This is a genomic window from Flavobacterium ginsenosidimutans (assembly GCF_003254625.1).
GTDB classification, from domain to species: domain Bacteria; phylum Bacteroidota; class Bacteroidia; order Flavobacteriales; family Flavobacteriaceae; genus Flavobacterium; species Flavobacterium ginsenosidimutans.
The window spans coordinates 207,125-233,634 of the sequence record NZ_QJRJ01000075.1; the positions used below are offsets into that span (position 1 = coordinate 207,125).

27 protein-coding genes and 2 tRNA genes are annotated in these 26,510 nt (G+C 32.6%); 12 read left to right on the plus strand and 17 right to left on the minus strand.

All coding sequences use genetic code 11. The features are described 5' to 3' along the window. Positions 1-24: 24 nt before the first annotated feature. The 6 genes from DM444_RS10495 (at position 25) to DM444_RS10520 (ending at position 4,254) form a co-directional block, all read left to right on the plus strand. Entirely contained in the window at positions 25-1,239 is a 1,215-nt protein-coding gene (locus DM444_RS10495) for an aminotransferase class V-fold PLP-dependent enzyme (protein ID WP_111286346.1), read from the plus strand. 13 nt (positions 1,240-1,252) lie between these two features. Then, the gene (locus DM444_RS10500; protein WP_111286348.1) at positions 1,253-1,678 is read left to right on the plus strand and encodes a hypothetical protein; all 426 of its coding nucleotides are present in this window, start codon (positions 1,253-1,255) and stop codon (positions 1,676-1,678) included. 2 nt (positions 1,679-1,680) lie between these two features. After that, a complete protein-coding gene (locus DM444_RS10505) occupies positions 1,681-2,106 on the plus strand; it encodes a SufE family protein (RefSeq protein WP_111286350.1) in 426 nt (141 codons plus the stop codon). A 146-nt stretch (positions 2,107-2,252) separates the two neighbouring features. After that, positions 2,253-2,576: an SUF system Fe-S cluster assembly protein gene (locus tag DM444_RS10510; RefSeq protein ID WP_012023258.1), complete on the plus strand. Its 324-nt coding sequence runs from the start codon at positions 2,253-2,255 to the stop codon at positions 2,574-2,576. 140 nt (positions 2,577-2,716) lie between these two features. After that, positions 2,717-3,226, plus strand: a complete 510-nt coding sequence (locus tag DM444_RS10515) for a DUF2480 family protein (RefSeq protein WP_111286352.1) — start codon at positions 2,717-2,719, stop codon at positions 3,224-3,226. A 77-nt stretch (positions 3,227-3,303) separates the two neighbouring features. Continuing rightward, positions 3,304-4,254 carry a DUF3078 domain-containing protein gene (locus tag DM444_RS10520; RefSeq protein WP_111286354.1) on the plus strand — a complete coding sequence of 317 codons (951 nt, stop codon included), beginning with the start codon at positions 3,304-3,306 and terminating at the stop codon, positions 4,252-4,254. On the opposite strand, the gene DM444_RS24000 is transcribed toward DM444_RS10520, so the two are convergent. The 14 genes from DM444_RS24000 to DM444_RS10580 all read right to left on the minus strand — a co-directional run bounded on the left by DM444_RS24000 (position 4,251) and on the right by DM444_RS10580 (position 20,558). Then, positions 4,251-4,382: a hypothetical protein gene (locus DM444_RS24000; RefSeq protein ID WP_262510498.1), complete on the minus strand. Its 132-nt coding sequence runs from the start codon at positions 4,380-4,382 to the stop codon at positions 4,251-4,253. The genes DM444_RS10520 and DM444_RS24000 overlap by 4 nt on opposite strands. Continuing rightward, positions 4,372-5,604, minus strand: a complete 1,233-nt coding sequence (gene hflX / locus DM444_RS10525; protein WP_111286356.1) for a GTPase HflX — start codon at positions 5,602-5,604, stop codon at positions 4,372-4,374. The genes DM444_RS24000 and hflX overlap by 11 nt, the downstream gene beginning before the upstream one ends. Before the next feature lie 165 nt (positions 5,605-5,769). Further along, positions 5,770-6,627 (minus strand): hypothetical protein, encoded by an 858-nt coding sequence (locus DM444_RS10530; protein ID WP_111286452.1) that lies wholly within the window; start codon positions 6,625-6,627, stop codon positions 5,770-5,772. Positions 6,628-6,766: 139 nt separating this feature from the next. Continuing rightward, the gene (locus DM444_RS10535; protein WP_111286358.1) at positions 6,767-8,104 is read right to left on the minus strand and encodes a DUF5689 domain-containing protein; all 1,338 of its coding nucleotides are present in this window, start codon (positions 8,102-8,104) and stop codon (positions 6,767-6,769) included. A gap of 18 nt (positions 8,105-8,122) precedes the next feature. Next, entirely contained in the window at positions 8,123-10,942 is a 2,820-nt protein-coding gene (locus tag DM444_RS10540) for a TonB-dependent receptor (protein ID WP_111286360.1), read from the minus strand. 193 nt (positions 10,943-11,135) lie between these two features. Further along, complete coding sequence (locus DM444_RS10545; protein ID WP_111286362.1) at positions 11,136-12,356, minus strand: MFS transporter; 1,221 nt, start codon at positions 12,354-12,356, stop codon at positions 11,136-11,138. 372 nt (positions 12,357-12,728) lie between these two features. Continuing rightward, positions 12,729-13,772: a Gfo/Idh/MocA family oxidoreductase gene (locus DM444_RS10550; RefSeq protein WP_111286364.1), complete on the minus strand. Its 1,044-nt coding sequence runs from the start codon at positions 13,770-13,772 to the stop codon at positions 12,729-12,731. A 78-nt stretch (positions 13,773-13,850) separates the two neighbouring features. Next, complete coding sequence (locus DM444_RS10555) at positions 13,851-14,921, minus strand: NADH:flavin oxidoreductase/NADH oxidase (protein WP_111286366.1); 1,071 nt, start codon at positions 14,919-14,921, stop codon at positions 13,851-13,853. A 116-nt stretch (positions 14,922-15,037) separates the two neighbouring features. Next, the gene (locus tag DM444_RS10560) at positions 15,038-17,188 is read right to left on the minus strand and encodes a peptidase domain-containing ABC transporter (RefSeq protein WP_111286368.1); all 2,151 of its coding nucleotides are present in this window, start codon (positions 17,186-17,188) and stop codon (positions 15,038-15,040) included. Beyond that, positions 17,189-18,331, minus strand: a complete 1,143-nt coding sequence (locus DM444_RS10565) for an HlyD family secretion protein (protein ID WP_111286370.1) — start codon at positions 18,329-18,331, stop codon at positions 17,189-17,191. 319 nt (positions 18,332-18,650) lie between these two features. Then, positions 18,651-19,043, minus strand: a complete 393-nt coding sequence (locus tag DM444_RS10570; RefSeq protein ID WP_111286372.1) for a hypothetical protein — start codon at positions 19,041-19,043, stop codon at positions 18,651-18,653. Between the two features lie 635 nt (positions 19,044-19,678). Beyond that, on the minus strand, positions 19,679-19,831 hold the full coding sequence (locus tag DM444_RS23620) for a hypothetical protein (protein ID WP_162614951.1): 153 nt from the start codon (positions 19,829-19,831) through the stop codon (positions 19,679-19,681). Positions 19,832-20,016: 185 nt separating this feature from the next. After that, on the minus strand, positions 20,017-20,178 hold the full coding sequence (locus DM444_RS10575) for a class IIb bacteriocin, lactobin A/cerein 7B family (RefSeq protein ID WP_111286374.1): 162 nt from the start codon (positions 20,176-20,178) through the stop codon (positions 20,017-20,019). Positions 20,179-20,237: 59 nt separating this feature from the next. Then, positions 20,238-20,558 (minus strand): hypothetical protein, encoded by a 321-nt coding sequence (locus DM444_RS10580; RefSeq protein ID WP_239455657.1) that lies wholly within the window; start codon positions 20,556-20,558, stop codon positions 20,238-20,240. Positions 20,559-20,897: 339 nt separating this feature from the next. Here DM444_RS10580 and rseP point away from each other — a divergent pair, with 339 nt between their 5' ends. From rseP to DM444_RS10595, 3 genes are all read left to right on the plus strand, one after another. Further along, positions 20,898-22,241 carry an RIP metalloprotease RseP gene (gene rseP / locus DM444_RS10585; RefSeq protein WP_111286376.1) on the plus strand — a complete coding sequence of 448 codons (1,344 nt, stop codon included), beginning with the start codon at positions 20,898-20,900 and terminating at the stop codon, positions 22,239-22,241. Between the two features lie 83 nt (positions 22,242-22,324). Further along, positions 22,325-22,398 (plus strand) — tRNA-Asn (locus DM444_RS10590). Positions 22,399-22,437: 39 nt separating this feature from the next. Beyond that, positions 22,438-22,511: transfer RNA gene (locus DM444_RS10595), tRNA-Asn, on the plus strand. 542 nt (positions 22,512-23,053) lie between these two features. Here DM444_RS10595 and DM444_RS10600 read toward each other — a convergent pair. The 3 genes from DM444_RS10600 to DM444_RS10610 all read right to left on the minus strand — a co-directional run bounded on the left by DM444_RS10600 (position 23,054) and on the right by DM444_RS10610 (position 25,079). Next, complete coding sequence (locus DM444_RS10600; protein WP_111286378.1) at positions 23,054-23,731, minus strand: hypothetical protein; 678 nt, start codon at positions 23,729-23,731, stop codon at positions 23,054-23,056. Between the two features lie 271 nt (positions 23,732-24,002). Further along, on the minus strand, positions 24,003-24,680 hold the full coding sequence (locus DM444_RS10605; RefSeq protein ID WP_111286380.1) for a hypothetical protein: 678 nt from the start codon (positions 24,678-24,680) through the stop codon (positions 24,003-24,005). Between the two features lie 120 nt (positions 24,681-24,800). Further along, positions 24,801-25,079 (minus strand): hypothetical protein, encoded by a 279-nt coding sequence (locus DM444_RS10610; protein ID WP_111286382.1) that lies wholly within the window; start codon positions 25,077-25,079, stop codon positions 24,801-24,803. A gap of 177 nt (positions 25,080-25,256) precedes the next feature. Between DM444_RS10610 and DM444_RS10615 the strand changes: the two genes are divergently transcribed. From DM444_RS10615 to DM444_RS10620, 3 genes are all read left to right on the plus strand, one after another. Further along, complete coding sequence (locus tag DM444_RS10615; protein ID WP_111286384.1) at positions 25,257-25,655, plus strand: helix-turn-helix domain-containing protein; 399 nt, start codon at positions 25,257-25,259, stop codon at positions 25,653-25,655. Between the two features lie 66 nt (positions 25,656-25,721). Beyond that, positions 25,722-25,886, plus strand: a complete 165-nt coding sequence (locus tag DM444_RS23625; protein ID WP_162614952.1) for a hypothetical protein — start codon at positions 25,722-25,724, stop codon at positions 25,884-25,886. Continuing rightward, positions 25,879-26,472, plus strand: coding sequence for a zeta toxin family protein (locus DM444_RS10620; protein ID WP_111286386.1), 594 nt, complete (start codon positions 25,879-25,881; stop codon positions 26,470-26,472). The genes DM444_RS23625 and DM444_RS10620 overlap by 8 nt, the downstream gene beginning before the upstream one ends. The last annotated feature ends 38 nt before the right edge of the window (positions 26,473-26,510 follow it).

The following is a 26,510-nucleotide window of genomic DNA, read 5'->3' on the forward strand; positions in this document are numbered from 1 at the left end:
AGATAGATTTTTTCTAAATAAGACATGCTAGATATTCAAAAAATAAGAGCTGATTTCCCGATACTTTCTCAAACTGTAAACGGAAAGCCATTAGTATATTTCGACAACGGAGCTACTTCGCAAAAACCACAAGTTGTGATCGATGCAGAAGTAAAATATTATAACGAAATCAACGCCAATATTCACCGTGGCGTTCACACTTTAAGCCAGTTAGCAACTGACGCTTACGAGATTTCTCGCGGAAAAGTAAAAGACCATATCAACGCTAAACATGCTCATGAAGTGCTTTTTACTTCTGGAACAACGCACGGAATTAACTTAGTTGCAAACGGATTTGCTTCGATTTTAAAACCAGGTGATGAAGTAGTTGTTTCTTCATTAGAACATCATAGTAATATTGTGCCTTGGCAAATGTTATGCGAAAAAACGGGAGCTGTTTTAAAAGTTATTCCAATCAATGACAATGGAGAATTAATCATTGAAGAATTTGATAAACTGCTTTCAGACAAAACAAAAATTGTTACCGTAAATCATATTTCAAACGCATTGGGAGTTATTAACCCAATTAAATATATTATTGACAAAGCACATTCTGTTGGAGCAGCAGTTTTAATTGACGGTGCACAGGCAGTTCCGCACTTAAAACCGGACGTTCAGGAATTAGACTGCGATTTTTATGCTTTTTCAGGACATAAAATGTGCGGTCCAACTGGAACTGGAATTTTATACGGAAAAGAAGAATGGCTGAACAAACTTCCTCCTTACCAAGGTGGTGGCGAAATGATTAAAGAAGTTACTTTTGAAAAAACAACTTACGCAGATTTGCCTCATAAATTTGAAGCTGGAACTCCAAATATTGCTGGCGGAATTGTTTTAGGAACTGCAATTGATTATTTAAACAGCATTGGTTTTGAAAACATTCACGAATATGAAACTGAGCTTTTAGAGCACGCTACAAAACGTCTTAACGAAATTGAGGGTATCCGAATTTACGGAAACACCAAAAATAAAGCTTCTGTAATTTCGTTTAATATTGACGGAATTCACCCGTATGATGTTGGTTCTATTATAGATAAATTAGGGATTGCGGTTAGAACCGGACACCATTGCGCTCAGCCAATTATGAATTTCTTCTGTATTCCAGGAACAATTCGTGCTTCTTTCTCATTTTATAACACAAAAGAAGAAATCGATGCAATGGTTGATGCTGTTAAGAAAGCACAAACTATGTTAAGCTAAAAAAACAAATTATATGCGAATAGTATCATTATTGCTCCTGACACTTTTTATTGCTACGGGATGCTGCAGTCAAAAAAAAGCCGACATGAAATCTACTCAAATTGAATATTCTGCAATGTCGAGAGGTTATTACAAAAGTATTGTAGTACAAAATAAATCGGTTTCTGTTGTTAAAGAACGTAACGCCGAAGCTGTTAAAAGCAATATTGACGATGCAAAATGGAATAAAATTGTTGATGCTTATTCAAAAGTTAACTTAGAAAGTCTCAACACTTTAAAAGCTCCAACTGATAAACGTACATATGATGGCGCCGCTATCGGAAATTTAAAAATAACCAAAGACGGAAAAACCTATGAAACAGCAGGTTTTGACAATGGTTTTCCTCCGAAAGAAATCGAAAAACTAGTAAATTTATTAGTTGATTTTTCTAAAGAATAATTATGACAATAAAAGAAATACAAGACGAAATTATAGACGAATTTTCAATGTTTGATGACTGGATGCAGCGTTATGAATACATCATCGAACTAGGAAAAAGTCTTCCGTTAATTAAAGAAGAATACAAAACCGATGATAATTTAATCAAAGGCTGCCAGTCAAAAGTTTGGTTGCAAGGCGAACAAAACGATGATAAAATTGTTTTCACTGCCGACAGCGATGCTATTTTGACAAAAGGAATAATCGCGATTTTAATCCGTGCTTTCTCTAATCAAAAAGCAAAAGATATCTTGGAAGCTGATACTGATTTTATAGATGAAATTGGTTTAAAAGAACATTTATCTGCCACTCGTGCAAACGGTTTGGTTTCAATGATAAAAAACATCAAAATGTACGCTTTGGCTTTTGATGCTAAAAGCAAAAATTAAAAAAAATTAAACCATTAAGGCATTAAGTTTCATAAAGCTTTGAGCTTATTTTTCTTAAATAATTAATTAAAAGAAAATTAAGCTTAGTAAATACAGAAGCAAAACTTAATTCTCTTAATTTCTTAATGGTAAAAACAAATACAAAAATGGAACAAGAAATAGACACAAACGAATTAGGAGAATCAATCGTAAGAGTTTTAAAAGGCATTTACGATCCTGAGATTCCTGTAGATATTTATGAGTTAGGATTAATTTACGATGTAATGGTAAACACAGATTACGAAGTAAAAATCTTAATGACACTTACTTCTCCAAACTGCCCAGTTGCAGAAAGCTTGCCAAGAGAAGTAGAAGAGAAAGTAAAAACGATCGAAAACATTAAAGATGTAGACGTAGAAATTACTTTCGATCCGCCTTGGAGTAAAGACTTAATGAGCGAAGAAGCTAAGTTAGAATTAGGAATGCTTTAAACTTTAAATAAAGTGTTCAGTTTTCAGTCGCAGTTTTCAGTATCTAACTGTGGCTATAACAATTGAAAACGTATACAGTTTACAGTCTCAGTCGCAGTGTTCAACTGTGACTGAAAACTGAGACTGAAAACTAAAAAGAAATGGAAGAAATTATCAATAAAGTTGCCAATAGTGCTTTAGAAGTTTTTGATTTAGAGGATTATTATCCAAAAGGAATGCGTGTGCAGATTGACATTTCGCAATGGCTTTTGGAAGGATTTTTATTGAAAGAAAAAGACTTTAGAGAGCATCTTAAAAACCACGATTGGTCACAATATCAAGATCAATATGTAGCTGTACACTGCAGTACAGATGCTATAATTCCCGCTTGGGCATTAATTCTGGTTAGCGTTCATTTAGCACCTTTTGCAAAAAAAGTAGTCAACGGAACCATCGAAGATCTTGACGCAAGCCTTTATGAAGAAATTTTAAGCAAAATCGATTACTCCGTTTACCAAAACAAACCTGTAATTGTAAAAGGCTGTTCTAGAAAACCAGTTCCGATGCGCGCTTATATTTTAGCAACAAATAATCTTCAGCCTTTTGCCCGAAGCATTATGTATGGCGAAGCATGTTCTGCAGTGCCATTATACAAAGAATCTAAGAAATAACCTGCAATAACACATAGTATCCCTTAACTTTTCATTGGTTTTTAGTATATTTGATAATACACTCTAAACTAAAAACCATGAGAAAGATACTATTATTACTCTTCGTTTTAGCAAATCTTACATTTGTACAAGCCCAAAATACAGAAAAAGAACTAGCACAAAATACAGAAAAAGCCGTAAAAAAAATCAATGATACAATTGAAGGAGAAGGCTGGAAAGCAAAAGGAACCGTATCTCTTTTATTAAACCAATCTAGTTTTAACAACTGGATTGCTGGAGGTGAAGACAGTTTCTCAGGAACACTCGGAATCAATTATGATTTCAACTACAAAAAAGACGATTTAACCTGGGACAACAAAGTTCTTGCCTATTACGGTTTACTTCAAACTAAAAATGCTGATTTTGAAAAGAAAACAGATGACCGTTTAGAATTCAATTCAATCGTCGGAAAAAGAGCTTTTGGAGAATGGTATTATTCTTATTTCTTAAATTTCAGAACACAGTTTACAACGGGATATCTTTACGGACAGGATGCAAACGGGAAAGAAATTAGAACCGAAAACACTAAATTCATGTCTCCAGGTTATCTAACAACTGGTCCTGGTATTTATTGGTCAAAAGATGAAAATCTCAAGATAAATTTTGCGCCGCTAACTTCAAAATTCACCTTTGTAGACAAAGCTTACACCACAGCTATTGATCCCGCGACAGGTTTACCTTATCCTGATGGATATTATTTTGGTGTCGATGCCAACAAAAGCATGCGTTACGAACTCGGATTCTATGCTTCTGTGTATTACAAACTGGCTATTATGACTAATGTTACTGCCGAAAATACTCTAAATTTATATTCAAATTATTTAGAAGACCCTCAAAATGTCGATATTAATTATTCCTTAAACATTGTCATGAAAGTAAATAAATTTCTATCGGCAAATTTTTCATTCCAGACAATATATGACGACAATGCTTTTAGAGGTTTTCAAACCAGAGAAGTATTTGGTTTAGGAATCAATTTCGGATTTTAATTATTGCATTGGCTAGATTTATTAATGCCACAGATTAAAGGATTATTTAGATTAAAAAATCCTTTAATCTGTGGCAAAATAGAAACGGCTTTTGATTTCTCAAAAGCCGTTTCTATTTTATTCTTCATCTTCTTTTTCAACTGCATCCTTATAATCAGGATATAAGAAATTATTATATGGAAAACGCGTAATATGAATCTGGCGAACCGCTTCATAAACTCTTTCTCTAAACTCTTCAAAGTTTTCTTTGTTTCTTGCAGAAATAAATAGTGCTTTATCCTCTCCAACATTACTCATCCAAGTCTGTTTCCATTCTCCAAGCGTATAATGTTTACGAGTTCTTTCGGTAATCAAATCATCTTCATCGATAGTAAGATGTTTATAAGTATCGATTTTGTTAAAAACCATAATCGTTGGTTTATCGTTACTTTTTATTTCCTGCAAAATCTTGTTAACCGATTCGATATGATCCTCAAAATCTGGATGCGAAATATCTACAACATGCAAAAGTAAATCTGCCTCACGAACCTCATCTAGTGTGCTTTTAAAAGAATCTACTAACTGTGTCGGCAATTTTCTAATAAATCCAACCGTATCAGAAAGCAAAAAAGGAAGGTTTTTAATAACCACTTTTCTAACTGTTGTATCTAAGGTTGCAAACAATTTATTCTCAACAAAAACATCGCTTTTACCAATTGCATTCATCAAAGTCGATTTTCCAACATTGGTATATCCAACCAAAGCGACACGAACCATTGCGCCACGGTTGCTTCGCTGAACTCCCATTTGTTTGTCAATCGTTTTGATTTTCTCTTTCAATAACGAAATTCTGTCCCGTACGATACGTCTATCTGTTTCGATCTCCGTTTCCCCAGGTCCACGCATACCGATACCTCCTTTTTGACGCTCAAGGTGTGTCCATAAACCAGAAAGTCTTGGCAATAAATATTGGCATTGCGCCAATTCTACCTGCGTTCTTGCGTATGAAGTTTCGGCTCTTTGTGCAAAAATATCCAGAATCAAATTCGTTCTGTCTAGAATTTTACAATCAATAATTCTTGAAATATTTTTTTGCTGTGATGGCGTTAATTCATCATCAAAAATTACAGTCGATATTTTATTTTCAACCACAAAAAGATTGATTTCATCAATTTTTCCCGTTCCCACAAAAGTCTTTGGATTAGGGCGTTCCATTTTCTGCGAAAAACGTTTAATAACCTCACCACCAGCGGTAAAAGTCAAAAACTCCAATTCGTCTAAATATTCATTTAGTTTTTCTTCACTTTGACTTTGAGTAACAATCCCAACGATTACTGTTCGCTCAAAGTTTATAACTTCTTTTTCTAACATAGTCTTGAATAAGTTGCAAATTTAATGATTTGTCAGCTACAATCGATTATACAATTTTGTTTTTACATTTATATTAGGAGAATAAACTTCAAAAAAAAATGGAACCCGTCAAGATAAACTCAACAAGATTCCACTTACTCAATAAATGGTCTATTTTTAAAACTTTTATTCGTAAATAAACGTTTTTTCCGTTTTCACAATTCCGTTTTCTTCTATCTGAGAGCAAGAAATTGGATAGTTTAATTTATTGTATTTGTATTTTCTGCTGATTGCTACTAAAGCTGTTGACGATGGACTAAAATTCATTTCATTATTATATGAAATAGATTCAAATTCAAATTCATCTTCATGATAAGAAATCATTGGAACGATTACTTTGTAATTATCACCGAAAAGATTTTGAACGATTAATTGGTCAACCGATTTTTTATCATCATAAGTGTATGATTTAGAGATTTTATCTCCAACTAATCCTTTATGTCTCGACACATTATCGTTTACATAAACATATTCTAATTTTCCAATAATAGCCTTATTTCTATCACGTGAAGTACGTCTTACAATAATCCCGTTTTCAACAAGATATTCAATATCGTCTACTAAATTCTGATGATTGGTACTCTTTTTTGTAGTTACTTTTACTCTCGCTCCTTCATATAAAAACGAAACTACTTTTGTAATATAATTAGGCCCTTCCTGATATTTTTTTACAAATTTAGTTATGTTGTTATCAGCATCATAAGAATAGTTTACCACTTCTTTCCAGTCACTTCCAATTTTATCTTTAACTGTCATATCAAGCAACCCATTTTTGTTGTAATAGAAATGCTGTACAACATCTGAAGTAGTTATAGTTTGAAGTTTACCGTCTTTAAAAGCCATTGTTTTGTTAACAATTTCGCCGTCTTTAGAGTTTTGGTAATTTGTTTTTACAATATTGATCTGCTTTAGTCTAACATTGTCCTGACTATGCATCAAGAAAGGAAACACCATCATTATGATGGCAATAAAGTAGGTTCTCATATTTGTTTTTTTGTATTGATTTGGGATGACCAAAATACAAAATTCAATTAGATTTTAACGTTTTGAAATACAAAAACTACAAACTTTTCAATAATACATTAAAAATCAGCAAATTATTTCCATTATTCTAAGCCAGTTCTTATTTCTCTCCAAAAATCTTAACGTCATCAACCATAAAAGCACCGTTTAAAGTCTTATCTTTTCCAGATCCTACATATCTAAATGCAATATTTATTTTTCCAGAATACTCCGAAAGATCAATTCCACCAGAACTAATAAATTGTCGAGCGGGTGTAGAAAGCGTTGGGACATTTGCTTTTAATTTTGTCCATTTAGCCTTCGCTATACTTGAACCATCGAAATTGGTCGAAACGTAAACCTCCAAAGTATTTAGTGGCGAATCAACCTTCAAATCATGCTGTGCGCTTCTAAAAGAAAGAACAGCATTTTTGTATCCTTCAAGATTAATTTTAGGCGAAACGAGCCATGCAATATTCTCGGCCGCTGTTGTACTTGTTGTATTAAACTCTGCATAACCATTTCCAGAATAAACCATACTCTTCCATAATTTGGCTGCTTTTTCTACAATATTGCTCCAGCCTGGCAATGCAAAATTCACGTTGTTTTTAACCGACTGGAAATCTTCTGAGAAAAATGGTGTACTTCTTTTTCCATTCATAACAACATCATTTTCAGAACGAACCATAAACTGATAATCTGAACCAAACTTTGTTAAAATTCCTCTCGCTGTTCCACTTCCTTCAGGTACAAAATGGTCTGCAAATTTTGCATAACCGCTAGTTCTAAAAATAATTTGATTTCCTGTTTTATCTCTTAAATTCCAATTGGTCGAGCCTCCAACATTATTAGATTCTTCAAAATAATGGCGCCCTAATGCTGCTTCTGTAAATTCAACATCATTTAATTCAATCAAAGTATTTAATCTAGAATCTGACAATGCTTCTTCTATAGAAAGTGATGCCACCAATTGATTTTCATCGATCATTGCGCAGGATGCGTTCAGTACATTTATATATTCGTTTTGAGAAATTCTGCCAATTGTAGGATCTCCAGCATTACTCACATAAAGACTTCCAACTCTTAAACCACCATAATATAGATCTGTAAATTGATTTTTAAGTTTTACATATACTTTATTTCCCACACGATAATCTATGTAGGTATTTGAGGCATCTACAGGAACACTCAAACCAATAGATGGACTTACTGCAGTTGGTAAAGTCTGCAGTGAAATTGATTTGAAAAAATTACCACCTTCATCACTCGACACTACATAAGCTTCTATAATATCATCATATACATATTGTTTCGCAGTTGTACCCGAAAGCTCATATATGTTTTCAACCGTTTTGTTTGCAGTAAAATTGGGCTGCGTGCAAGCTAATTTTGGAGATTCAACTTCAGCATTGCATCCAGATAATAATAGGGAGATAAAAAATAAAACTAGTTTTTTCATAAGAAATAGATTTTCAATTTATAAACCGATAGTAAGATTTAGAAAATAAGTTCGTCCGTAACCGTAATAATATTTTGGTCCAAAAGAAGGGGTGCCACTAGAAACATCTTGATTTAAGGCTCTAAAATTTGCATTTCTTGCCTGCTCAAAGCCACCTGTTTTATAAACCAAATCAAGTACATTATTTACGCTTGCAAAAAGTCCAATATATTTTTTACGGATACGCCAAGATTTGCCACCGCTAAGATTCAGCAATGTAATTGGATTAAATTTTTCTTGTTTTAATAATTCATTTCCTCTTTCTGAAGTTGCTTCGGGAAAAGGAAATCCGTTTGCTGGATTGATATAAAACTGAGATGTTCTAGAAATTGGTGAAACATCAATATAACTTTCTGCCAAATAATTAATATTAGCGCCAAGCCACCAAAATTTAGGATCACGATATTCCAGTCCAAATGAATAAGCTTGTTGTGGCATTCCAGGCTGTTTGTAATTCTTGAGATAAGATTCTCCAAAATTAAATGTCGTCTGCACACCATCTTTTGCCATATTAGCATCATTTGTAATCATCACATTTGGGTTACTACTGTAAATATAATTTCCAAAAGCTGCAGATAAATTCGTTTTAAATGTTGATGAAATCTGATACTCAAAACTCAATTCTGCGCCAGTATTTTTCTTGTCTAACTTGGTCAAAGTCTGACTTACAAAAGCATCAGTAGCATCATATCCCGCGCCATTATCAAAGATTCCTTCTGCGTAGAAAAAAGAAGTTTTTGATGTATTTTTAATTAAAGTATAATAAGCTGTTAAACGTAATTTGAGTTTAGCAGAACGATAAACATAATTTGCCTCTGCACTTGTAATATTTTCACTTTCGATTCCGTCAACTATGCTATTATTTAAACGTGAATTGGAAAAAGTATTTCTTAATGAAGGCGCACGAGTAAGATGTGCAGCATTAAAAAACAGCAATTGTTTTCCTGAAACTTTATAAGTAAATCCGCCTTTAAAACCAAAATTCTCAAAATTTACATTTTCACTTTTTCCTAAAGAAGTAGTAGGATAAAGTCCGTTTTGATACAAACCTTCTCTTTGATAATCTGAAACAGAATAAGACTGTGCCAAAAAGAATTCTGTTTTGTTATACGTAAACCTAAACTGCGTGAAAACATCCAAAGTATTAGCCAGAAAATTAAAATTATATCCGTAAGTATCGCCTTTTTTAACCTTTCGATTTGGATTCTGCAAATCAGATTGCGAAAGATTTCCTTTGTAAAACGGATCTATATCCTCGAAGTATTCTCCACCAAGGAGATCTAGTAAATATTGAAAATTATGAGACTTCAATTTTTTAAAAGTAAAGCCTCCGTCAAAAGAAATATTAGAAGAAAGCTGTGTGTTCAGATTTGAACTTACAGCAAAAGTTTGATCATCTGTTCTGTCTTCGTAAAGCACGTAATGACTTTGAGAAGGTTCAAAACCATTTGGTCCAACTTTCTGATTAGCAAAATACATTTTGTTCCAATCTATCTGCGGATTTACTAAAAGGGCTATTTTGTTTTTATCTGCATTTTCATAATCCGGAGTAAACTCGCCTGAAAATTCACCTTGATCTTTCGCATAAAGCGAACTAAAATAACTTGGTAATTTTTTATAATAAACAGGATCTGGACTTTCAGCATTTTGGTAATCTATATTGCTATTTCCTACCTTTCCAAATTGATACATTATCGCAGAATTTAGATTTGTTTTATCATCAATTTTAAAATAATGATTCAGCATAAATAAAGGCTCTTCAACATTCTTTACTCTTGCATTTCGTTTTTCACCATTCTGAAATCCCCAATAGGAATTGTATTTTTCATTCATTAAACCAGTTACTTCATTTGTATTGGCTGAGTTTTTTCCGCGTGAATTTGGAGTATAAAATCCCGTAAAATTGACTGAATGTTTATTGTTTAATTTCTTTTCGACACTAAGAAAAAAAGAATCTGCGTTGAAATTTGTACCTTCAAAATAACCCTCATCTGCCCAGCGTTTTCCTGCAGAAATTGCATAAGCCCAACCCGAAGCATTCATTCCTGAAGCGTAAGTTCCAATTCCGCGCCAAGTATAAGTTGTATTGCTTCCTGAAAATGTGAGTGATGTTCCTTTTCGATATAAAGAAGCTCTTGTAAAAATCTGCTGTGTGCCTAAAATTCCACCAAAAGTATAATTGGAAGCAGCAGCTCCAACCGAGAATTCTTGATTACGAAGTACATTATTCAAACCGCCCCAATTGCTCCATTGCGGTCTACCGTCGTAGATTTTATTCATGGCCATTCCGTTGAGCATCATCGTTCCGTTCTCGCTGTCTAAACCACGAATACGAAATCGGGCTTGCCCCCAATTGAAAGCAGATGCCAACATAAAAGCATCTTTTGAAGACTGTAAAAGTCCAGAAGTCATTTCAGACGAGCTATTATCATCCGAAAAATCACTATCAGAAAGTGTAATCAATGCTGCCGGAACTTCATCTGAATACGTATCTTCTAATTGTAAAATCCCAAGATCTATATTTTGACCTGCATTAGACTGCACTTTTAAAAGGAAATCTTTATATCCTTGACTTCTCAATAAAAGCAATTGTTCTTTTTTGGGAAATATATGAAGTTCAAATTTCCCAGTTTTTGACGTTAGCTGCATTACAGCAGTATTTTGTATCGTTACCACTACATTTTCTAGCGGATTTTGCGTTCGAGCGTCAATAACAATTCCTGTTACCGTAATTTCCTTCTGTGAAAAAGCAAAATTAAAAAACCATACAATAAAGAAGACCGCGTACTTTTTTCTCATTAAAAAAATTCAATTTACTTTCAAAATCATTTTAGGATCGAAATCCTTCATTCAAAAGATAAAATTGGCTTTTGGAAAAAAGAGCGTTGTAAACTCAAGCAATTGCTTGAATTCAAATATAGAAAGAAATATTTAAAAACAAATAAATTCCTACAAATTTATTTGTTTTTAATCAATATTAATCAAAAAGATATTAAGCTGATGTTCTAATTTTAGAAACCATAAAAGCAATTAGAACTCCAAAAATTCCAATAAATGCAAAAGAAAACTGCAATCCGAAACTTTGCGCAATATGCCCAATTACTGGAGGTCCCATTAAGAAACCTAAGAAACTTACACTCGAAACAATCGTTAAAGCTTCTCCCGCAGGAACTGTTGGGTTTTTACCTGCAATACTATAAACGGTAGGAACAATCGTTGCAACGCCCAAACCTACAAACATAAAAGCAATGGTACATGGAATAATATAAGGTAGAAAAACAGCTGTAAAAAGTCCGGCCGAAATCATAACACCACTAATCTGCATAACGCGTTCGCGTCCAAATTTATTGATTAATCCGTCACCAAGAAATCTTCCGCTAGCCATCATAATCATAAAAGAAGTATAACCTAAAACCACCAATGGTCCTGGCGCTTTTACAATATCTTTAAAATAAACACCACTCCAGTCAAACATAACACCTTCGCTGGCCATACTGCAAAATCCGATTACACCAAGCCAAAGCAAAGCGGTATCTGGTTTTACAAATAGTTTTTTGCCTTCTTCTTTTGGTTTCTTTTTTTCTTTGGCTCTAACTAAAAATTTAAAATTAAACGCGACCATCAATAAAACTATAATCCCCACAATTATAAAATGATGCAGCGGATTTAGTTTTAAAGCCAGCATTCCTAAACCAACTAACGCACCTGTGAATCCTGCAAAACTCCACATTCCGTGAAATGATGACATGATTGTCTTTTTAAACAAAACTTCGGTATAAACGCCTTGTGTGTTTACAGCGATATTGGCAAGGTTTCCAAATAAACCAAACAAAAATAATCCGAGAGATAATTGTAATGCCGTTGTTGCTAAACCTAAGTTTATAAGACAGAAAACGTACATTATTAAAGAAAAAATAAGAATGCGGTGGCTTCCAAATTTTGTGACCATTTTTCCTGAAAACGGCATGATAGCCAATTGTCCAACTGGAAGCGCAAAAAGTATAGAACCTAAATCTCCTTCGCTTAAATTTAAAGCCGTTTTAATATCTGGAATTCTGCTCGCCCATGTAGCAAAACTCAAACCCATTCCGAAATAAAACATTCCAACAGCAAAACGAATACGGTTTAAATAAGAGGCTTTTGCTTCTCTAAATACTTTCTTGATTTTTCCTTTGGTCTGAAAAAGCGCTAATGGGTTAAAATTTATCAGCATATTAAATTTTTATGATATTGTCAAAAATACTAAAAACGCATGGCAAAGTGCGTATATTGAAGAACTATACACAATTTACAACGTTATTGTTTATAAATTAAGAAGTTTTCAATTATAATCTTCTTATTAAAATTACAATTTTTCAGGTTTAGTAGAATTATAATTTGTTTCATTTTTTTAAAACTAATAAAAAGGGCTGTCTCAAAATTGAGATAGCCCTTTTTATATATGATTTATTTGTTCCGTAGGAACGTTTGACACATTAGATTATTAAAAAATGGCATCAAAATCAAACGTTCCTACGGAACGTAAATGCGTCTGAATATTATTTTTTCTACCGACGAAACATTCCTACGGAATGATAATCCTAACTTAGGATATGCTGATTACCTTTTGCTGTGCATTACTTGCAATTGCAGCTTCTATAATCTGCATTACTTTCACACCCTCATCTGCTGTAACCGGTTCTTTTTTATCGTTTGCAATCGAATCGTAAACGCCGTCGAAGAAACTGAAATAGTTGCCTTGAAGCGTTGGGATTTTTTCTCTCACAATTTTACCTTCAATTTCAGTATGTAGAAGTCCTTGCAAGCTTTCGTCTTCTGTCCCCCAAGAATCTAAATTCGGTTTTTTACCCACTTTCAAATCATCTTCTTGAACATCTCCGCGAGGTTTTAAGAAAGATCCTTTTTTTCCATGAATGGTGTATGCCGGATTGGCTTCTCTCACAAAAAAACCAGCTTTTAGACGAACTCTGAAATTAGAATAAAACAAAGTCAGATCGATCCAATCGTCTACAACAGAATTTTCTCTGGTTACACGAATGTCTCCAAAAACGGCTTTTGGGCATCCAAACAAGCTTACAGCTTGATCAATAATATGCGGCCCCAAATCTTTAAGAACTCCAGCTCCGTCATTTGCTGTTTCTTTATGCGCTTTTGGACTCAATAATGGATTGTAACGGTCAAAATGAAATTCTGCTTCTACCAAATCTCCTAAAACGCCGTCGTCGATTACTTTTTTTATGGTTTTAAAATCGCTGTCCCATCTTCTGTTCTGAAAAACAGCCAATTTCAAGCCTTTTTCTTTTGCAATTTTGACTAACTCTTTTGCTTCAGCAACTGTTGTTGTAAAAGCTTTTTCTACAACTGCATGCTTTCCTGCCAAAAGCACTTTTTTAGCATATTCGTAATGCGTTCCCACTGGTGTATTTACGATTACTAAATCGACATCATCGCTTAATAATTCGTCTAGCGAAGCGTAACTTTTTACGTATGGATAATCTTCTTGAATTAATTTTTTGCTTCTTTCCCAAGAACCTAATAATTCAAATCCTTCGTGAATATCTAAAAACGGAGCATGGAAAACTTTTCCTGACATTCCGTATGATAATAGTGCTGTCTTTATCTTTTGCATTGGTTTTGTTTTAGTTTATTCGCCACGAATTCACGAATTAAAAAAAAATAGATTCGTGAATTCGTGGCGGAAAAAAAATTAAAGTTTAGCTCTCTCGTATTGTTTTGGCCATTGAATATCGTCATTTAATTCTCTAGCGAAATCTAAAGGCAAGTTCGGATTTCTCAATGATTCTCTGGCGAATAAAATTAAATCAGCTTGATCCATATTTAAAATTTCTTCTGCTTGTCTGGCTTCTGTAATTAGTCCGACTGCGCCTGTGGCAATGTTGGCTTCTTGTTTTACTTTTTCTGCAAAAGGAACCTGATAACCTGATCCTAATGTTATTTTTTGATGCGAAACCAATCCGCCTGAAGAAACATCGATTAAATCTACTCCTTTTTCTTTTAATATTTTAGAAAGCTGTACAGATTCTTCTGGATTCCAACCATTTTCTGCCCAATCTGTTGCTGAAATTCTAACAAATAAAGGCAAATCTGAAGGCCATTCTGACTGAACTGCTTCTACAACTTCTAAAGTGAAACGGATTCTGTTTTCGAAACTTCCTCCATATTCATCTGTTCTTACATTCGTTAAAGGAGACAAAAACTGGTGCAGTAAATAACCATGAGCCGCATGAACTTCTAAAACCTGATATCCTGCTTCCACTACTCTTTTTGTAGCAGTTTTAAAATCGGAGATTACTTTTTGAATTCCGTTTTTATCTAAAGCTTCTGGAAGAAATGGTTCGCCATCATGATACGGAATCGCACTTGGCGCAACGGTCTGCCATCCGCCTTGAGCGAAATCTAATTTTTTATTTCCCAACCAAGGAGCCGAAACACTTGCTTTTCTTCCCGCATGTGCTAACTGGATTCCCGGAATCGAATTTTGAGAAACAATAAAAGCGTTGATTTGTTTTAATTTTTCGATATGTTCATCTTTCCAGATTCCAAGATCTGAAGGAGAAATTCTGGCTTCTGGAGAAACTGCTGTTGCTTCCTGAATAATAAGTCCAGCTCCGCCAGTTGCACGGCTTCCTAAATGAACAAGATGCCAATCATTTGCAAATCCGTCAATTGCAGAATACTGGCACATTGGGGAGATTGCAATTCTATTTTTTAAAGTGATTTTTTTTATCGTGAGCGGAGAAAATAATTTCGTTGCCATATACTTGTAACTTTTAATGATTTTATACTACCAATTGAGTAAGGCAGTGTTCAAAAAGTAAAGTTACAGCATCTTGTTAAAACGAGAAATCGAAATGTTTATTAATTAACAAACATTTAAATCAAATTCTGCTTATTCCACAAATTGAAATACTCCGTTTTTTGTTCTAACAAATCAAAATGATTTCCAGATTCCACAATTGAACCATTTTTCATAACTAATATAGTATCTGCATTGGCTATTGTGCTCAAACGATGTGCAATGACAATTATAGTTTTTCCTGAGGATTTAAAATTATCAATAACATCTTTCACAATTTTTTCTGATTGAGTATCTAATGATGCCGTCGCTTCATCCATTAACAAAATTTCGGGATTTTTATACAATGCCCTTGCGATGGCAATTCTTTGTTTTTGTCCGCCCGAAAGCATCGCTCCATTTTCACCAATCTGTGTTTCAAATCCATTTGGCAATTTTTCGACAAACTCATGAATTCCAAGTTGTTTTGAAAGCTCTAAAATTCTCTGAATATTAGGAAAAGATTCCCCTAAAGCAATGTTCTCTATAATATTTCCAGAAAACAAATTAAGCTGTTGGGGAATAACACCAACAATTTCTCTTAAACTCTTATAATGAACATGATGAAGGTCAAAATCTCCAATATTAATTTTGCCCTCTTTTATTGGGTAAAGGTTTTGCAATAACGAAATTAAAGTAGTTTTTCCGCTACCGCTTTCACCTACAATCGCTGTTGTCTGGTTTTTCTTGAATACGGCATTAAAATTTTTAAAAACTTCCATGCGAGATCCATACCGAAAAGAAACATTTTCAAATTTTATATCTCCCAAATTTTCTTTTGATAATTCAATTTTGTTTTCTGTTTCTTCTCTTTCTAAATCCATGATTTCAAAAAGTCTGTCTGCTGCAATTAGTGCATTTTGTGCTGTTTTATTCATATTTATTAAAGAAGCCACAGGAGAAGTAAAATATCCTATCAGAGCATAAAACGAAAACAATTCTCCAGGAGTAATTGCTCTGTCGATTACATAACCTGAACCAATCCACATTAAGATTACAGTAAATACAGATGCCAAAAACTGCGTCGATGTTGTGGCAAAAATGCCATTTAGACCAGATTTATATGTTATAAACAATAGTTTTACAAATTTGTTTTCGGTTTTTAAATTTGAAAACTCTTCGATCCCAAATTCTTTTACAGTTCTAACATGCGTAATGCTTTCAACTAATTGTGTTTGTAATTCAGCTGCATTTTCCATTATGTTTCTTTCAACCTTTTTGTTGAATTTATTTAGCAGAAAATAAACAAAAACATAAAACGGAATAACCAGAATAATGACCAAAGCCAATTTCCAATAATAGGTAAACATTAATACAAATGAAAAGACGACGATAAAAATATTTACAATCATTTCGATCGCAGTTTCATTTATAAAGGATCGTATTTTTACAGCATCATTTATTCTAGATGTGATTTCTCCGATTTGCATCGTGTCAAAAAACCGCTGTGGCAGATGAAGCAAATGTTTATAATAACCTAAGATTAATTTGGCATCGATTAACTGGCCTGTTTTCATCACAAAAATGCTTTTCTTTGAGCCAATATAAGCCTGAAGCAAAATAATTGCGATCATGGAAACACTTAATAAATTAAGCAGATTTCTATTGCCATCAACTAAAACATAATCCGTTATTTTTTGAATATAAATAGACATAGCCAATCCTAAAACTGTAAATACAATAGCACCAATTAATGCTTGAATTAAAATAGTTTTGTGTGGCTGAATTAAATTCCAAAACCGTTTTATAGGCGAAGTTTTTTCATTTAATGTTTTAAAATCATTATTTGGTGCAAAAAGAATTAAAACGCCCGTCCAGATTTTTTGAAATTCATCAAAAGTGTATGTTTCCATTTTACCAAAACCTGGATCCATAGCCATGATTGTAGATTTTTCAACTTTATAAATCACTACATAATGATGTAATTGCTCTTTTGTGATAATGTGGGCAATTGCTGGAAGCGGGATTTTATCTAAAGAATCAAAACCTCCTTTTACTCCTTTTGCTGTAAAACCCATTTTCTCGGCAGCTTCAATTATCCCAAGAACATTAGTCCCTCGCTTATCTGTATTGGCATATTGACGAATTCTGGCTATGGGAAGATTAACTTTGAAATGGTTTCCAATAGATGCCAAACAAGCAGCACCACAATCTTTAATATCATGTTGTTTTATTTTTATTGAAGCCATTTATATTTTAGCAGATAATTGTTTTGGGTTTAGCCAATTGTCTATTTTGTCAAATAGCAAATCGAATAAACTTCGGCGTGTAATTATATATCTTGTGGTTAAGGTCATTCCTTTTGAAACATCGGTTTTGTAACCCGATTTTAGGTGTAAAGTTTTAGAATCTAATGCACAGCGAACTTTAAAAAATGCTTGTTCTCCCTGCATTGTTATATTTTGGTCAATATCAATTACTTTCCCTTCCAACAAACCCCATTGGTTATAATTAAAAGCATCTAATTGAAATTTTACTTTTTGATTTTTCTTAATCAAACCAATATCATTTGGAGAGACATTATTCTCAACAATAAGATGATCTGGAGAAGAAATTGTTGCAATAGATTGCGATGCATTTACAAAAGAACCTTTTTGAATCCCTGAAAAGTTTTCTATAGTTCCCGAAATGGGAGCCAAAACAAAATAATTATTCGACTCAACGTTTATTTTAGTAACAGTTCCATTAAGATTTTTTAATCGTTCTTCTAAATCTCTTTTCTGATTTTCCCATGTTGATTTTTGCTGACTTACAAAACTTTGCAACGCTTGTTTGGCTAAACGTAATTCATAATCATATTTTTCAAAATCTGCTTTTGCAATAATATCTTTATCATAAAGAATTTTATTACGATCGTAATTTATTTGTGCTTGCGAAATTTTACTTTGCAGTTCGTTTTTCCCTGATTGAAATTTAAATAAATCCTCTCGCGCTGTGGATGTCTGCAATTGCGATGTTTTGTTGTGCAAAAGATTTGAAATATCACTTAACAATAACAAAACAGAGCTTGACAATGTATCTTGGGTTCTTTTCTCGCTTTCCAAATTCTCTTTAGAGATCTTTAAAAGTGTATCTCCTTTTTTTACAAAAGCATTATTTTTTAATGCTATCCAATTTATCCTGCCGCTTACAATTGTTGCAACAGGAACATTGTCTATCTTGCTTCTAATAATACCACGGCTCTGACTACTGATGTCGACTTTAATTAAAGGCAATAATCCCAAGAAAATCAGAACGGTTAAAATTAAAATCAAATAGATTGAAAAGCTTTTTGTTTTGTTTTTTGCTATAAGATTTTCTAGGGTGTTTATTGGGTCTGAACTAAAATTCATAGAAAGATTTTGACATTAAAAAATTCTCTTTCCAAGAACTTTAGGAAAGAGATTGTCTGACCAAATTAAAAGCATTTGTTATTTAAAAAGATAACCAATAGCATAGCCTAGTAAGTATAAGGATACACATATAAATATTCCCAATCTTATCTGTTTTAAAAATTTAGATGATTCCATAATATATATTCTTCTTTATAATTAATCCTAGTTTAATAAATAATACAAAGCCTTTCCAATTACTTTTCCACTGTAATATGTAAAAATCACAAATGCTGCTACTGTAACAATAATTTCTAACTTAATATTTATTTTAAATTTTCTACTTCCCATATTTTTTTAATTCATTCATTTTTAATTGATTTTCAAAAGAATAGGTTTTAGACATTTTATTATAAATCTCATATAATTGAATAATTTTTCCCGACATTTCTTTTTTGTCATTTTTGTTCATTTCGACAGAAATTCTTAAATGTAAAAGATCTGCAAAATCTTTAATATTTTCGTAATCAACATTTCCAGAAATTATTTCGATTATTTTTTCTGTCTCCTTTTCTAAAATTAATTTTAAAGACAGCCTAAAATGATATTCTGTAAACTCATTAATATAATTATCAATGTCTTCAACGTCTAAAGGTTTCTGTTTTGATAAGGCTGATAAAAAATCTGACAAATATTTAATGTTTCTTAAAATTGAATCTTTATTTGTTTCCATATAAATGATCATAAATACTAAACCTTAATCGTCTCATGAGTTTTATTTCTATCAAATTCCTCATTAATTTTATGAACTACTAAAAAGAAAAGGAATGCAACTGGAAAAATAAAAATCATTAAATAACTTATAATATTTTATTGCTGTTTTATTGTTTTCGCTGTATAAGTATGCTTAACAATTATTTAATGAAAACAAAGTACTAGTGACTATTACAAAAACAGAAACACAAAATCCAAACAAAACAAGTATAAATACATTAAATTATTATCCCATTTTCTTTCATACAATATTTATAATGAGGGAGTTTTAGATCCCTCATTTAAAACATCAACTTTCTTGTTTATTGGTTTAGAGCTGAAATTTAATTTAAAAATTGCCCAATAACATATCCACACAGATAAGAGAACCCTAAAATGTAGATAGTAATTATTATTGATTTTAATTCCGATGACATTTCCATAAATAAATTAATTAATGTGATATAAATAGCCTATGCATATCCAACACCATGTGCGATACCTATGATCGTTATATCCACAAGTATAACTAGTAGAATTCCACCTTCAACTTCCTGATTATTAAGTTTTTAGATGAGGAATTTTAACAATCTCTCATCTAAAAAAAGTTGTGATTTACCAAGAATAAACCATATCGTAAGCATTTGAGATGCCCGACAAATATGCATGACCTGAGAATCTTATAAATTCTCCAACTCTGTAAGCAAATGTTACTCCTCCACTAATTTCTCTTGCTTCTTCTATTGTTAATTCTGTTATATTTTCCATATTTAATTATTTTTAGTTAAAAAAGACTTCTAATAAATTTTTCGATAAAATCCCATTGTGAAAAAACAAATAGCAATGAAATAAAAATTATAATTTTTATAAAATTTCTTTTTATTCTTTTCTTTTCAGTTTTTTGATATTGTTTTTCCATAATTTTCTATTCTTAAAAATTTTACATTTATGATTTAGTCTTTACAAGGCAGTCCCTTAAGACCTCTTTCAAAATTATCCCAATCAGCAATACAAGCAGTTGCAATCGCTCCAAGAACAACTAACCAAATTCCTCCTTCGACTTCTTTTATCTCTTGAGCATTAAGCTCAACCAAATTCAATTCTTCTAAATTCATAATTCAAATTTTAAATGTTAATAAACTCAACAAAATTCATTTTCTCGAGAAGCATTTTGTTACAGCAAACTTATCAGACTTCCGTCCAATAAACTTGGACGGAAGTTAGAACCTCCAAAAATTTCTTTAGATTCATCATCTTTTATTGTTTTAAGGGAAAAATTCAAAATCAATTCAAAATGAGTTTCATAATAAAATGTCTCTCTTTTTTTACAATATTTTATTGGAGCATCGAGTTCTTTTATTAGGTCTAGCTCGTTGTAAAACTGGCTTCGGCTCAAACATAACCTTCTTGCAAATGCCAGAGGAGAGCCTGTTTTTTCTCCAGAAATCAATTTGTGCATTTCTTTTATTCTCTCAATTTGTTTAATAAAATTCATATTCTCACTGTAAAAAATTAATAAAACAAAAAAGTCTTTAAGAAATTCAAAATAGTTTTGTTAACTACTTAAGAATAATCTTATAAGCTTAAAAAAATGAAATTAGAATTGAAATTTTAAAAAACCTTCCCCAATAAGTTTTAAAAATATCAGAATAGGACATTTTGTAACATTTTCATGGAATGAAGTACTAATGCAATAATTGAGATTTACTTTTTTGTTTAATAAAAACTAATATAATTATTAACAAACATTTAAAATCTTAAACACTATATTGCACACTTATATTAAAATAGAAAACGCTACTTTTGTGCGTTAAATACGAATTAAAAACAAAAAATGGATATAGTTATCAAACTCTCTCAATTTCTATTGAGTTTATCTTTACTTATTATTCTTCATGAATTAGGGCATTTTATCCCTGCTAAATTGTTTAAAACCAGAGTCGAAAAATTTTATTTGTTTTTTGATGTTAAATATTCACTTTTCAAAAAGAAAATAGGAGAAACAGAATACGGTATTGGATGGCTTCCTCTTGGTGGTTATGTGAAAATTTCTGGAATGATTGATGAAAGTATGGACAAAGAGCAAATGGCTCTGCCTCCACAGCCTTGGGAATTTCGCACAAAACCAGCTTGGCAGCGTTTAATTATTATGCTTGGTGGTGTTACGGTAAACTTTATCTTGGCTTTTATTATATATATAGGTATGGCATTTGCTTATGGAGATACGTATATTGCTAATGCTGACTTAAAAGATGGTGTTGCAATTGAAAATCCTGCTATGCTTAAAGCTGGTTTTAGAACTGGTGATAAAATTATTTCTATTGATGGAAAAGCTGTAGAAAATTTTGATAGTGACATGAACATGAATGTGATCATGGCAAAACACGTTTTGATTGAAAGAAACGGACAACAGCAAACGATTACTATGCCAACAGATTTTGTTGACCAGCTTTCTAAAACAGAAAAAGGAATGCTTATCGATATCCGCAGACCTTATGCTATTGGAAAAGTTACAGAAGAATCTGCTAATCAGAATTTGAAGGCAAAAGATTTGATTCTTTCTCTTAATGGACAAAAGATTAAATATTTTGACGAGGCAAAAGCTGTTTTATTAGCTAATAAAGGAAAAGAAATTCCTGCAGTTGTTTTACGTGATTTTAAAGAAACTCCAATTACTTTAAAAGTTAATAATGAAGGAAAATTGGGAGTTATACCTGGTGGTTTAGACATGAAATCATTAGAAAAACTAGGTTATTATAAAATAAGCACAAAAGAATATGGTTTCTTCGAATCTATTCCGGTTGGTCTTCAAAAAGGAAAAGATCAATTAGTAGGTTACGGAAAACAATTGAAAATGATTTTTAATCCAGAAACTAAAGCTTACAAACAAGTGGGTGGTTTTGCTGCGATTTACAACATTTTCCCTAGTTCTTGGAGCTGGGAAGTATTCTGGTCAATCACAGCTTTATTGTCAATTATGCTTGGAGTTATGAATTTATTGCCAATTCCAGCACTTGATGGTGGACATGTGATGTTTTTATTGTATGAAATTATTAGTGGCAAAAAACCGAGCGATAAATTCCTAGAGAATGCGCAAATGGTTGGTTTTGTTTTACTTATTTCACTACTACTATTTGCTAATGGTAACGACATTTACAAGGCAATTGTTGGCAAGTAAAAAAAAGTCAAAAAAAGAGTGAAAATGTTTTTGAGAAACTAAAAATAGTTTTATATTTGCACTCGCTAAAAAGAGCAACAACTTCCTCCTTAGCTCAGTTGGTTAGAGCATCTGACTGTTAATCAGAGGGTCCTTGGTTCGAGCCCAAGAGGGGGAGCAACTTTTTTTAGCAAACATATTAACCTTTTAAGGTGATTCCTCCTTAGCTCAGTTGGTTAGAGCATCTGACTGTTAATCAGAGGGTCCTTGGTTCGAGCCCAAGAGGGGGAGCTTAAAAAAAGACGATCAAATTGATCGTCTTTTTTTTTGCCCAAATTCTTTTTTACGCAGAGGACGCTAAGAGTTTTTTTTATGCAAGACTTAATAGGAACCGCAAGAGTTCGCAAAGGTCTACAAAATTGTCATTTCGACCGAAGGGAGAAATCGCACTAGAAACTCCACAAAGTATATTTCCAATCTTTGCCGATCTGCGTGTGTGATTTCTCCCTTCGGTCGAAATGACAAAACTGCTTCTTTAGATAAAATTCGCAAAGTTTTATTCGTGTAGAATATCAAACATAACCCGTGGTTTCAACCACGGGAAACGAATAATAGTCTCTCTTTATATCTCAATGGTTAAAACCATTGGCTATAACTATAAATAAGAAATCAGGCTAAAACTTAAAATAAAAAAAGTTCACAAAGCTATACATACACAAAGCTCTGTGAACTTAATATTTAGATTTTGGTAACACTCAGCATCAAAATAGCTTTGCGACCTTTGCGCCTTCTTAGCGTTCTTTGCGGTTAAAAAAACTTCGCAAGCAAAAAAACTACTTCACAACCAAAGTTTTGCTTTTAAACCTTTTCATCAAAGCATTTGCTTTTTCTAATTGATTGATTGCTTTTAAGGATTGAGCATATCTGTAGTAGTAAATAACATCGGGATCTTTGACCAAATTAAGCAACTGTTCATAATAACTCGCTGCGGTATTAAAATTACCTTCAAAATAAAGTCGGTCGGCTACTTTTTGTAGCATTTCTGGAGTTCGATAGCCTTTCTCTAATACTTTAGCGTAAGTGCCTGTTACATCTACACTAGTGTATTTCGTTTCTTTGGCAGGAGCCGAAATAGCAACCTCAACAGGTTTGAGTGAGGTTAATAAATGCTCTTCTTTGGCTTTTGGAGATTCAACTGGAGCGATTGTTTTGTCTTTTCTTTTTACATATCTCGGAATCACCGTTCTGGTGTTATTTGGACCTAAATCGTAAGTGTCAACCATTTCAAGTTTGGAAACTTCGTAGGTTATAATTCTTCCGCCAAAAAGTTTATTGATTCTTTCTTCTACATAATAGGATTTTATAACCAGATTTTCATCCGACTGAGTGTCTGTCAATAATATGGTCTGCCCTTTTGCTGTCGAAACTGTTGTGTTTTCTTTTTTCTGGGCGAAACAATTGAGGTAAATTATTAATAAAAATGCGCTGAAAAACACTCTGGACTTTTTCATAAACAGTTCAATAAAATTAGTGGTCTGGCTAAAAATTTTATTAAATATATATGATTCAGCGTGTTACACTTTAACAATCTCTGTAACTAACTTGAAAAAACGTTAAAATACCTTTTTTCGATGAAGCCTTCCTGATTACGGAAAAAGCTTCCTTATGTTGTTGTTTTTTAACCGCAAAGACGCTAAGAAAGCGCAAAGTTAGCAAAGTTTTTAATAATCAAACTTTGCTAACTTTGCGTAAAACCTTGTGCCTTTGCGGTTAAGAAAAAAACTATTTAACAGCTAGCGTTTCGCTTTTGAATCTTTTCATTAAAGCCTCTGCTTTTTCAGTTTCGTTAATGGCTTTTAGAGATTGAGCATATCTATAAAAATAGATTACTTCTAAATCTGAAGTTAGCTCAAATAACTGCGTATAATAACCTGCGGCTTCGGTTAGATTTCCATCAAAATAAAGTCGATCGGCAACTTTTCTTAGCATTTCGACTGTTTTGTAACCTTTGTCGATTACTTTTCCATAAGTATTTATTACATCAATATTAATCGATTTTGATTTTGGAACAGAAGCTGTAAGTGCTGTTTGGGCGGGTACTAAAGGTGTTTTTACATCTTCTAAAGGAGCTTTTGCCGGTATAGCATTAGGAACTATGAGATGTTTTGGTTTTGCATATATCGGGATTACAGTTCTGGTGTTATTTGGACCTAAATCGTAAGTATCGACCATATCCAGTTTTGAAACTTCATAGGTTATAATTCTTCCCCCAAAAAGCTTATTAATTCTTTCTTCTACATAATAGGATTTTATAACAAGATCTCTACCTGCAAGATTATCCGTCAATAATATCGTGTTTCCTTTTGCTGATGAAGCGGAGGCAGTGTTGGTGCGCTGGGCAGGACAGTGAAGAGAAAATACGAATGCAAGTGTACTTAAAACTGCTCCATACTTTTTCATGATTAATCATTAAAATTAAATGCCAGGACTTAAAACTTACATAAAGTTACGCAATATCTCTTCTCGATGTCCTAATCGCCTTTTAAAAACCCTAAAAAACGTTTAAATGCCTATTTCCGCTTAATAATTCCTATTTTCCGTACAAGCTTTATGGATTTCTTCGTCTGTGAATGGTTCTAAGGCTTTTACGAGCATTTTACTCGTTCTAATGCAACTCAGCATTTTAATTCGTAAAGGGAGACTGTTTCCTGGTTCTGTTTCAAGAAGGTGTTCGAAAATTTCATTTAAGTATTCAGGATGGTTTCTAAAATCTCCATCGAAACAAATATCTGATACAAATTTGGACAAAGATGCTATTACCTTATTCTCGCTTGCATTGTTTTCATTTTGTGTTGTCATGGCGTTTATATTTACTGTTTTGGTTTTTAATAATTATTGTACGAAAAATTGTATTTTTGTTTGAGCGAATTAAACAATAGAATCCATTCTAACAAAACATTAGGTTTAGTAATTCACCAAAAAAGATAGTGTTTTACTATTATCCTAATTTTTAAGGATTTTTAATATCTTTGAAGTATGAGCACAGCAACAAAACCAAAACATATAGGGAGAAACATAAGCCGCATTCGTGAGCTTAGAGGAATGAAACAAGAAGCACTTGCCATTGCTATTGGTATGAGCCAACAGACGATTTCTAATATTGAGGGAAGCGAAACGCTTGACGATGAAAAACTAAACGTTATTGCAGAAGCTTTGGGTGTTTCGGCTGATTCAATAAAAAGTTTTTCAGATGAAGGTGTCGTTAATTATTTCAATAATGTATATGACAACGCTATCACTGATAGTATTGTTAATGCAAATGCTCTAGAATGCACTTTCAACCCAATTGATAAAATTGTGGAACTTTATGAGCGTTTGGTTCAGGCTGAAAAAGATAAAGTGGAGTATTTGGAGAAGTTGATGAAGGGGAAGTGATCTAAAAACAGCATGAGGTTTACATTATATACATCTTTAATTTGTTTTTTGTAAATTTGCATCATTATGAAAGATATTTCTAACACATCCGAAAGAGTACAATTTGCTTTAAAGCAAATGAGTAAAGTTATGCCTTCTGTAAAGAAGCAAGTGGCTGTTTATGAAAGAAACATAGCTTTGGGAAAAGATCAAAAAAATCCACCAGTAGCTCCTCAATTCAAGAATGTCTAAACCTATTTTAACAGTCATTGCCGGATGCAATGGCTCTGGAAAATCTACTTTTTCTAAAGTACTTTCTCCTGAAAATTTTACTCCTTTTGATTACGATTTCTATTTTTTAAAATTTTATAGCTCTTTATTCGATTCAGATATAAGAGGAGAAATGGCTCATAGATTAGCCTTTACTGAATTAGAAAATCAAGTTAAAACAGCTATCGGCAACAAATCTAGTTTTTGTTATGAAACTAATTTCAATTCAACTCCACTTCACTGGCCTGATATATTTAAAAATAATGGATATGATTTACAGCTTATTTTTCTATGTCTAAATTCTATCCAAGAAGCAAAGAAAAGAGTTGCTATACGTGTTGAAAATGGAGGTCATTTTGTTCCGGAAAAAGAAATTGAAAGACGATATAAAGATGGATATGATAATCTTAATAAATTTTTCGATTATTTTGATTATGTTGACATATATGATTCTTCCGCATATGAACAACAACCTTCTTACGTATTATCTATTGAATCAGGAAAAATCCAATCGATAAATTATGTACCTGATTATTTAAAAAATTTAATACCTAATATAATTCCATAGAATCAAGAAAAAAGCGCCACAATCCTAAGATTACGGCG

Excerpts from the sequence above, each read along its gene's own strand:
- DM444_RS10555 (WP_111286366.1), bottom strand. The coding sequence starts at position 14,921 with ATGGCAACGAAATTATTTTCTCCGCTCACGATAAAAAAAATCACTTTA.
- DM444_RS10530 (WP_111286452.1), bottom strand. The coding sequence starts at position 6,627 with ATGAGAACCTACTTTATTGCCATCATAATGATGGTGTTTCCTTTCTTG.
- DM444_RS23625 (WP_162614952.1), top strand. The coding sequence starts at position 25,722 with ATGAAAGATATTTCTAACACATCCGAAAGAGTACAATTTGCTTTAAAG.
- DM444_RS10580 (WP_239455657.1), bottom strand. The coding sequence starts at position 20,558 with ATGAATTTTATTAAACAAATTGAGAGAATAAAAGAAATGCACAAATTG.
- DM444_RS23620 (WP_162614951.1), bottom strand. The coding sequence starts at position 19,831 with ATGGAAAATATAACAGAATTAACAATAGAAGAAGCAAGAGAAATTAGT.
- DM444_RS10620 (WP_111286386.1), top strand. The coding sequence starts at position 25,879 with ATGTCTAAACCTATTTTAACAGTCATTGCCGGATGCAATGGCTCTGGA.
- DM444_RS10535 (WP_111286358.1), bottom strand. The coding sequence starts at position 8,104 with ATGAAAAAACTAGTTTTATTTTTTATCTCCCTATTATTATCTGGATGC.
- DM444_RS10550 (WP_111286364.1), bottom strand. The coding sequence starts at position 13,772 with ATGCAAAAGATAAAGACAGCACTATTATCATACGGAATGTCAGGAAAA.
- DM444_RS10570 (WP_111286372.1), bottom strand. The coding sequence starts at position 19,043 with ATGGAAACAAATAAAGATTCAATTTTAAGAAACATTAAATATTTGTCA.
- rseP (WP_111286376.1), top strand. The coding sequence starts at position 20,898 with ATGGATATAGTTATCAAACTCTCTCAATTTCTATTGAGTTTATCTTTA.
- DM444_RS10615 (WP_111286384.1), top strand. The coding sequence starts at position 25,257 with ATGAGCACAGCAACAAAACCAAAACATATAGGGAGAAACATAAGCCGC.
- DM444_RS10605 (WP_111286380.1), bottom strand. The coding sequence starts at position 24,680 with ATGAAAAAGTATGGAGCAGTTTTAAGTACACTTGCATTCGTATTTTCT.
- DM444_RS10540 (WP_111286360.1), bottom strand. The coding sequence starts at position 10,942 with ATGAGAAAAAAGTACGCGGTCTTCTTTATTGTATGGTTTTTTAATTTT.
- DM444_RS10495 (WP_111286346.1), top strand. The coding sequence starts at position 25 with ATGCTAGATATTCAAAAAATAAGAGCTGATTTCCCGATACTTTCTCAA.
- DM444_RS10600 (WP_111286378.1), bottom strand. The coding sequence starts at position 23,731 with ATGAAAAAGTCCAGAGTGTTTTTCAGCGCATTTTTATTAATAATTTAC.
- hflX (WP_111286356.1), bottom strand. The coding sequence starts at position 5,604 with ATGTTAGAAAAAGAAGTTATAAACTTTGAGCGAACAGTAATCGTTGGG.
- DM444_RS10500 (WP_111286348.1), top strand. The coding sequence starts at position 1,253 with ATGCGAATAGTATCATTATTGCTCCTGACACTTTTTATTGCTACGGGA.
- DM444_RS10515 (WP_111286352.1), top strand. The coding sequence starts at position 2,717 with ATGGAAGAAATTATCAATAAAGTTGCCAATAGTGCTTTAGAAGTTTTT.
- DM444_RS10545 (WP_111286362.1), bottom strand. The coding sequence starts at position 12,356 with ATGCTGATAAATTTTAACCCATTAGCGCTTTTTCAGACCAAAGGAAAA.
- DM444_RS10520 (WP_111286354.1), top strand. The coding sequence starts at position 3,304 with ATGAGAAAGATACTATTATTACTCTTCGTTTTAGCAAATCTTACATTT.
- DM444_RS10560 (WP_111286368.1), bottom strand. The coding sequence starts at position 17,188 with ATGGCTTCAATAAAAATAAAACAACATGATATTAAAGATTGTGGTGCT.
- DM444_RS10505 (WP_111286350.1), top strand. The coding sequence starts at position 1,681 with ATGACAATAAAAGAAATACAAGACGAAATTATAGACGAATTTTCAATG.
- DM444_RS10610 (WP_111286382.1), bottom strand. The coding sequence starts at position 25,079 with ATGACAACACAAAATGAAAACAATGCAAGCGAGAATAAGGTAATAGCA.
- DM444_RS10510 (WP_012023258.1), top strand. The coding sequence starts at position 2,253 with ATGGAACAAGAAATAGACACAAACGAATTAGGAGAATCAATCGTAAGA.
- DM444_RS10575 (WP_111286374.1), bottom strand. The coding sequence starts at position 20,178 with ATGAATTTAGAAGAATTGAATTTGGTTGAGCTTAATGCTCAAGAGATA.
- DM444_RS10565 (WP_111286370.1), bottom strand. The coding sequence starts at position 18,331 with ATGAATTTTAGTTCAGACCCAATAAACACCCTAGAAAATCTTATAGCA.
- DM444_RS24000 (WP_262510498.1), bottom strand. The coding sequence starts at position 4,382 with ATGAAGAATAAAATAGAAACGGCTTTTGAGAAATCAAAAGCCGTTTCT.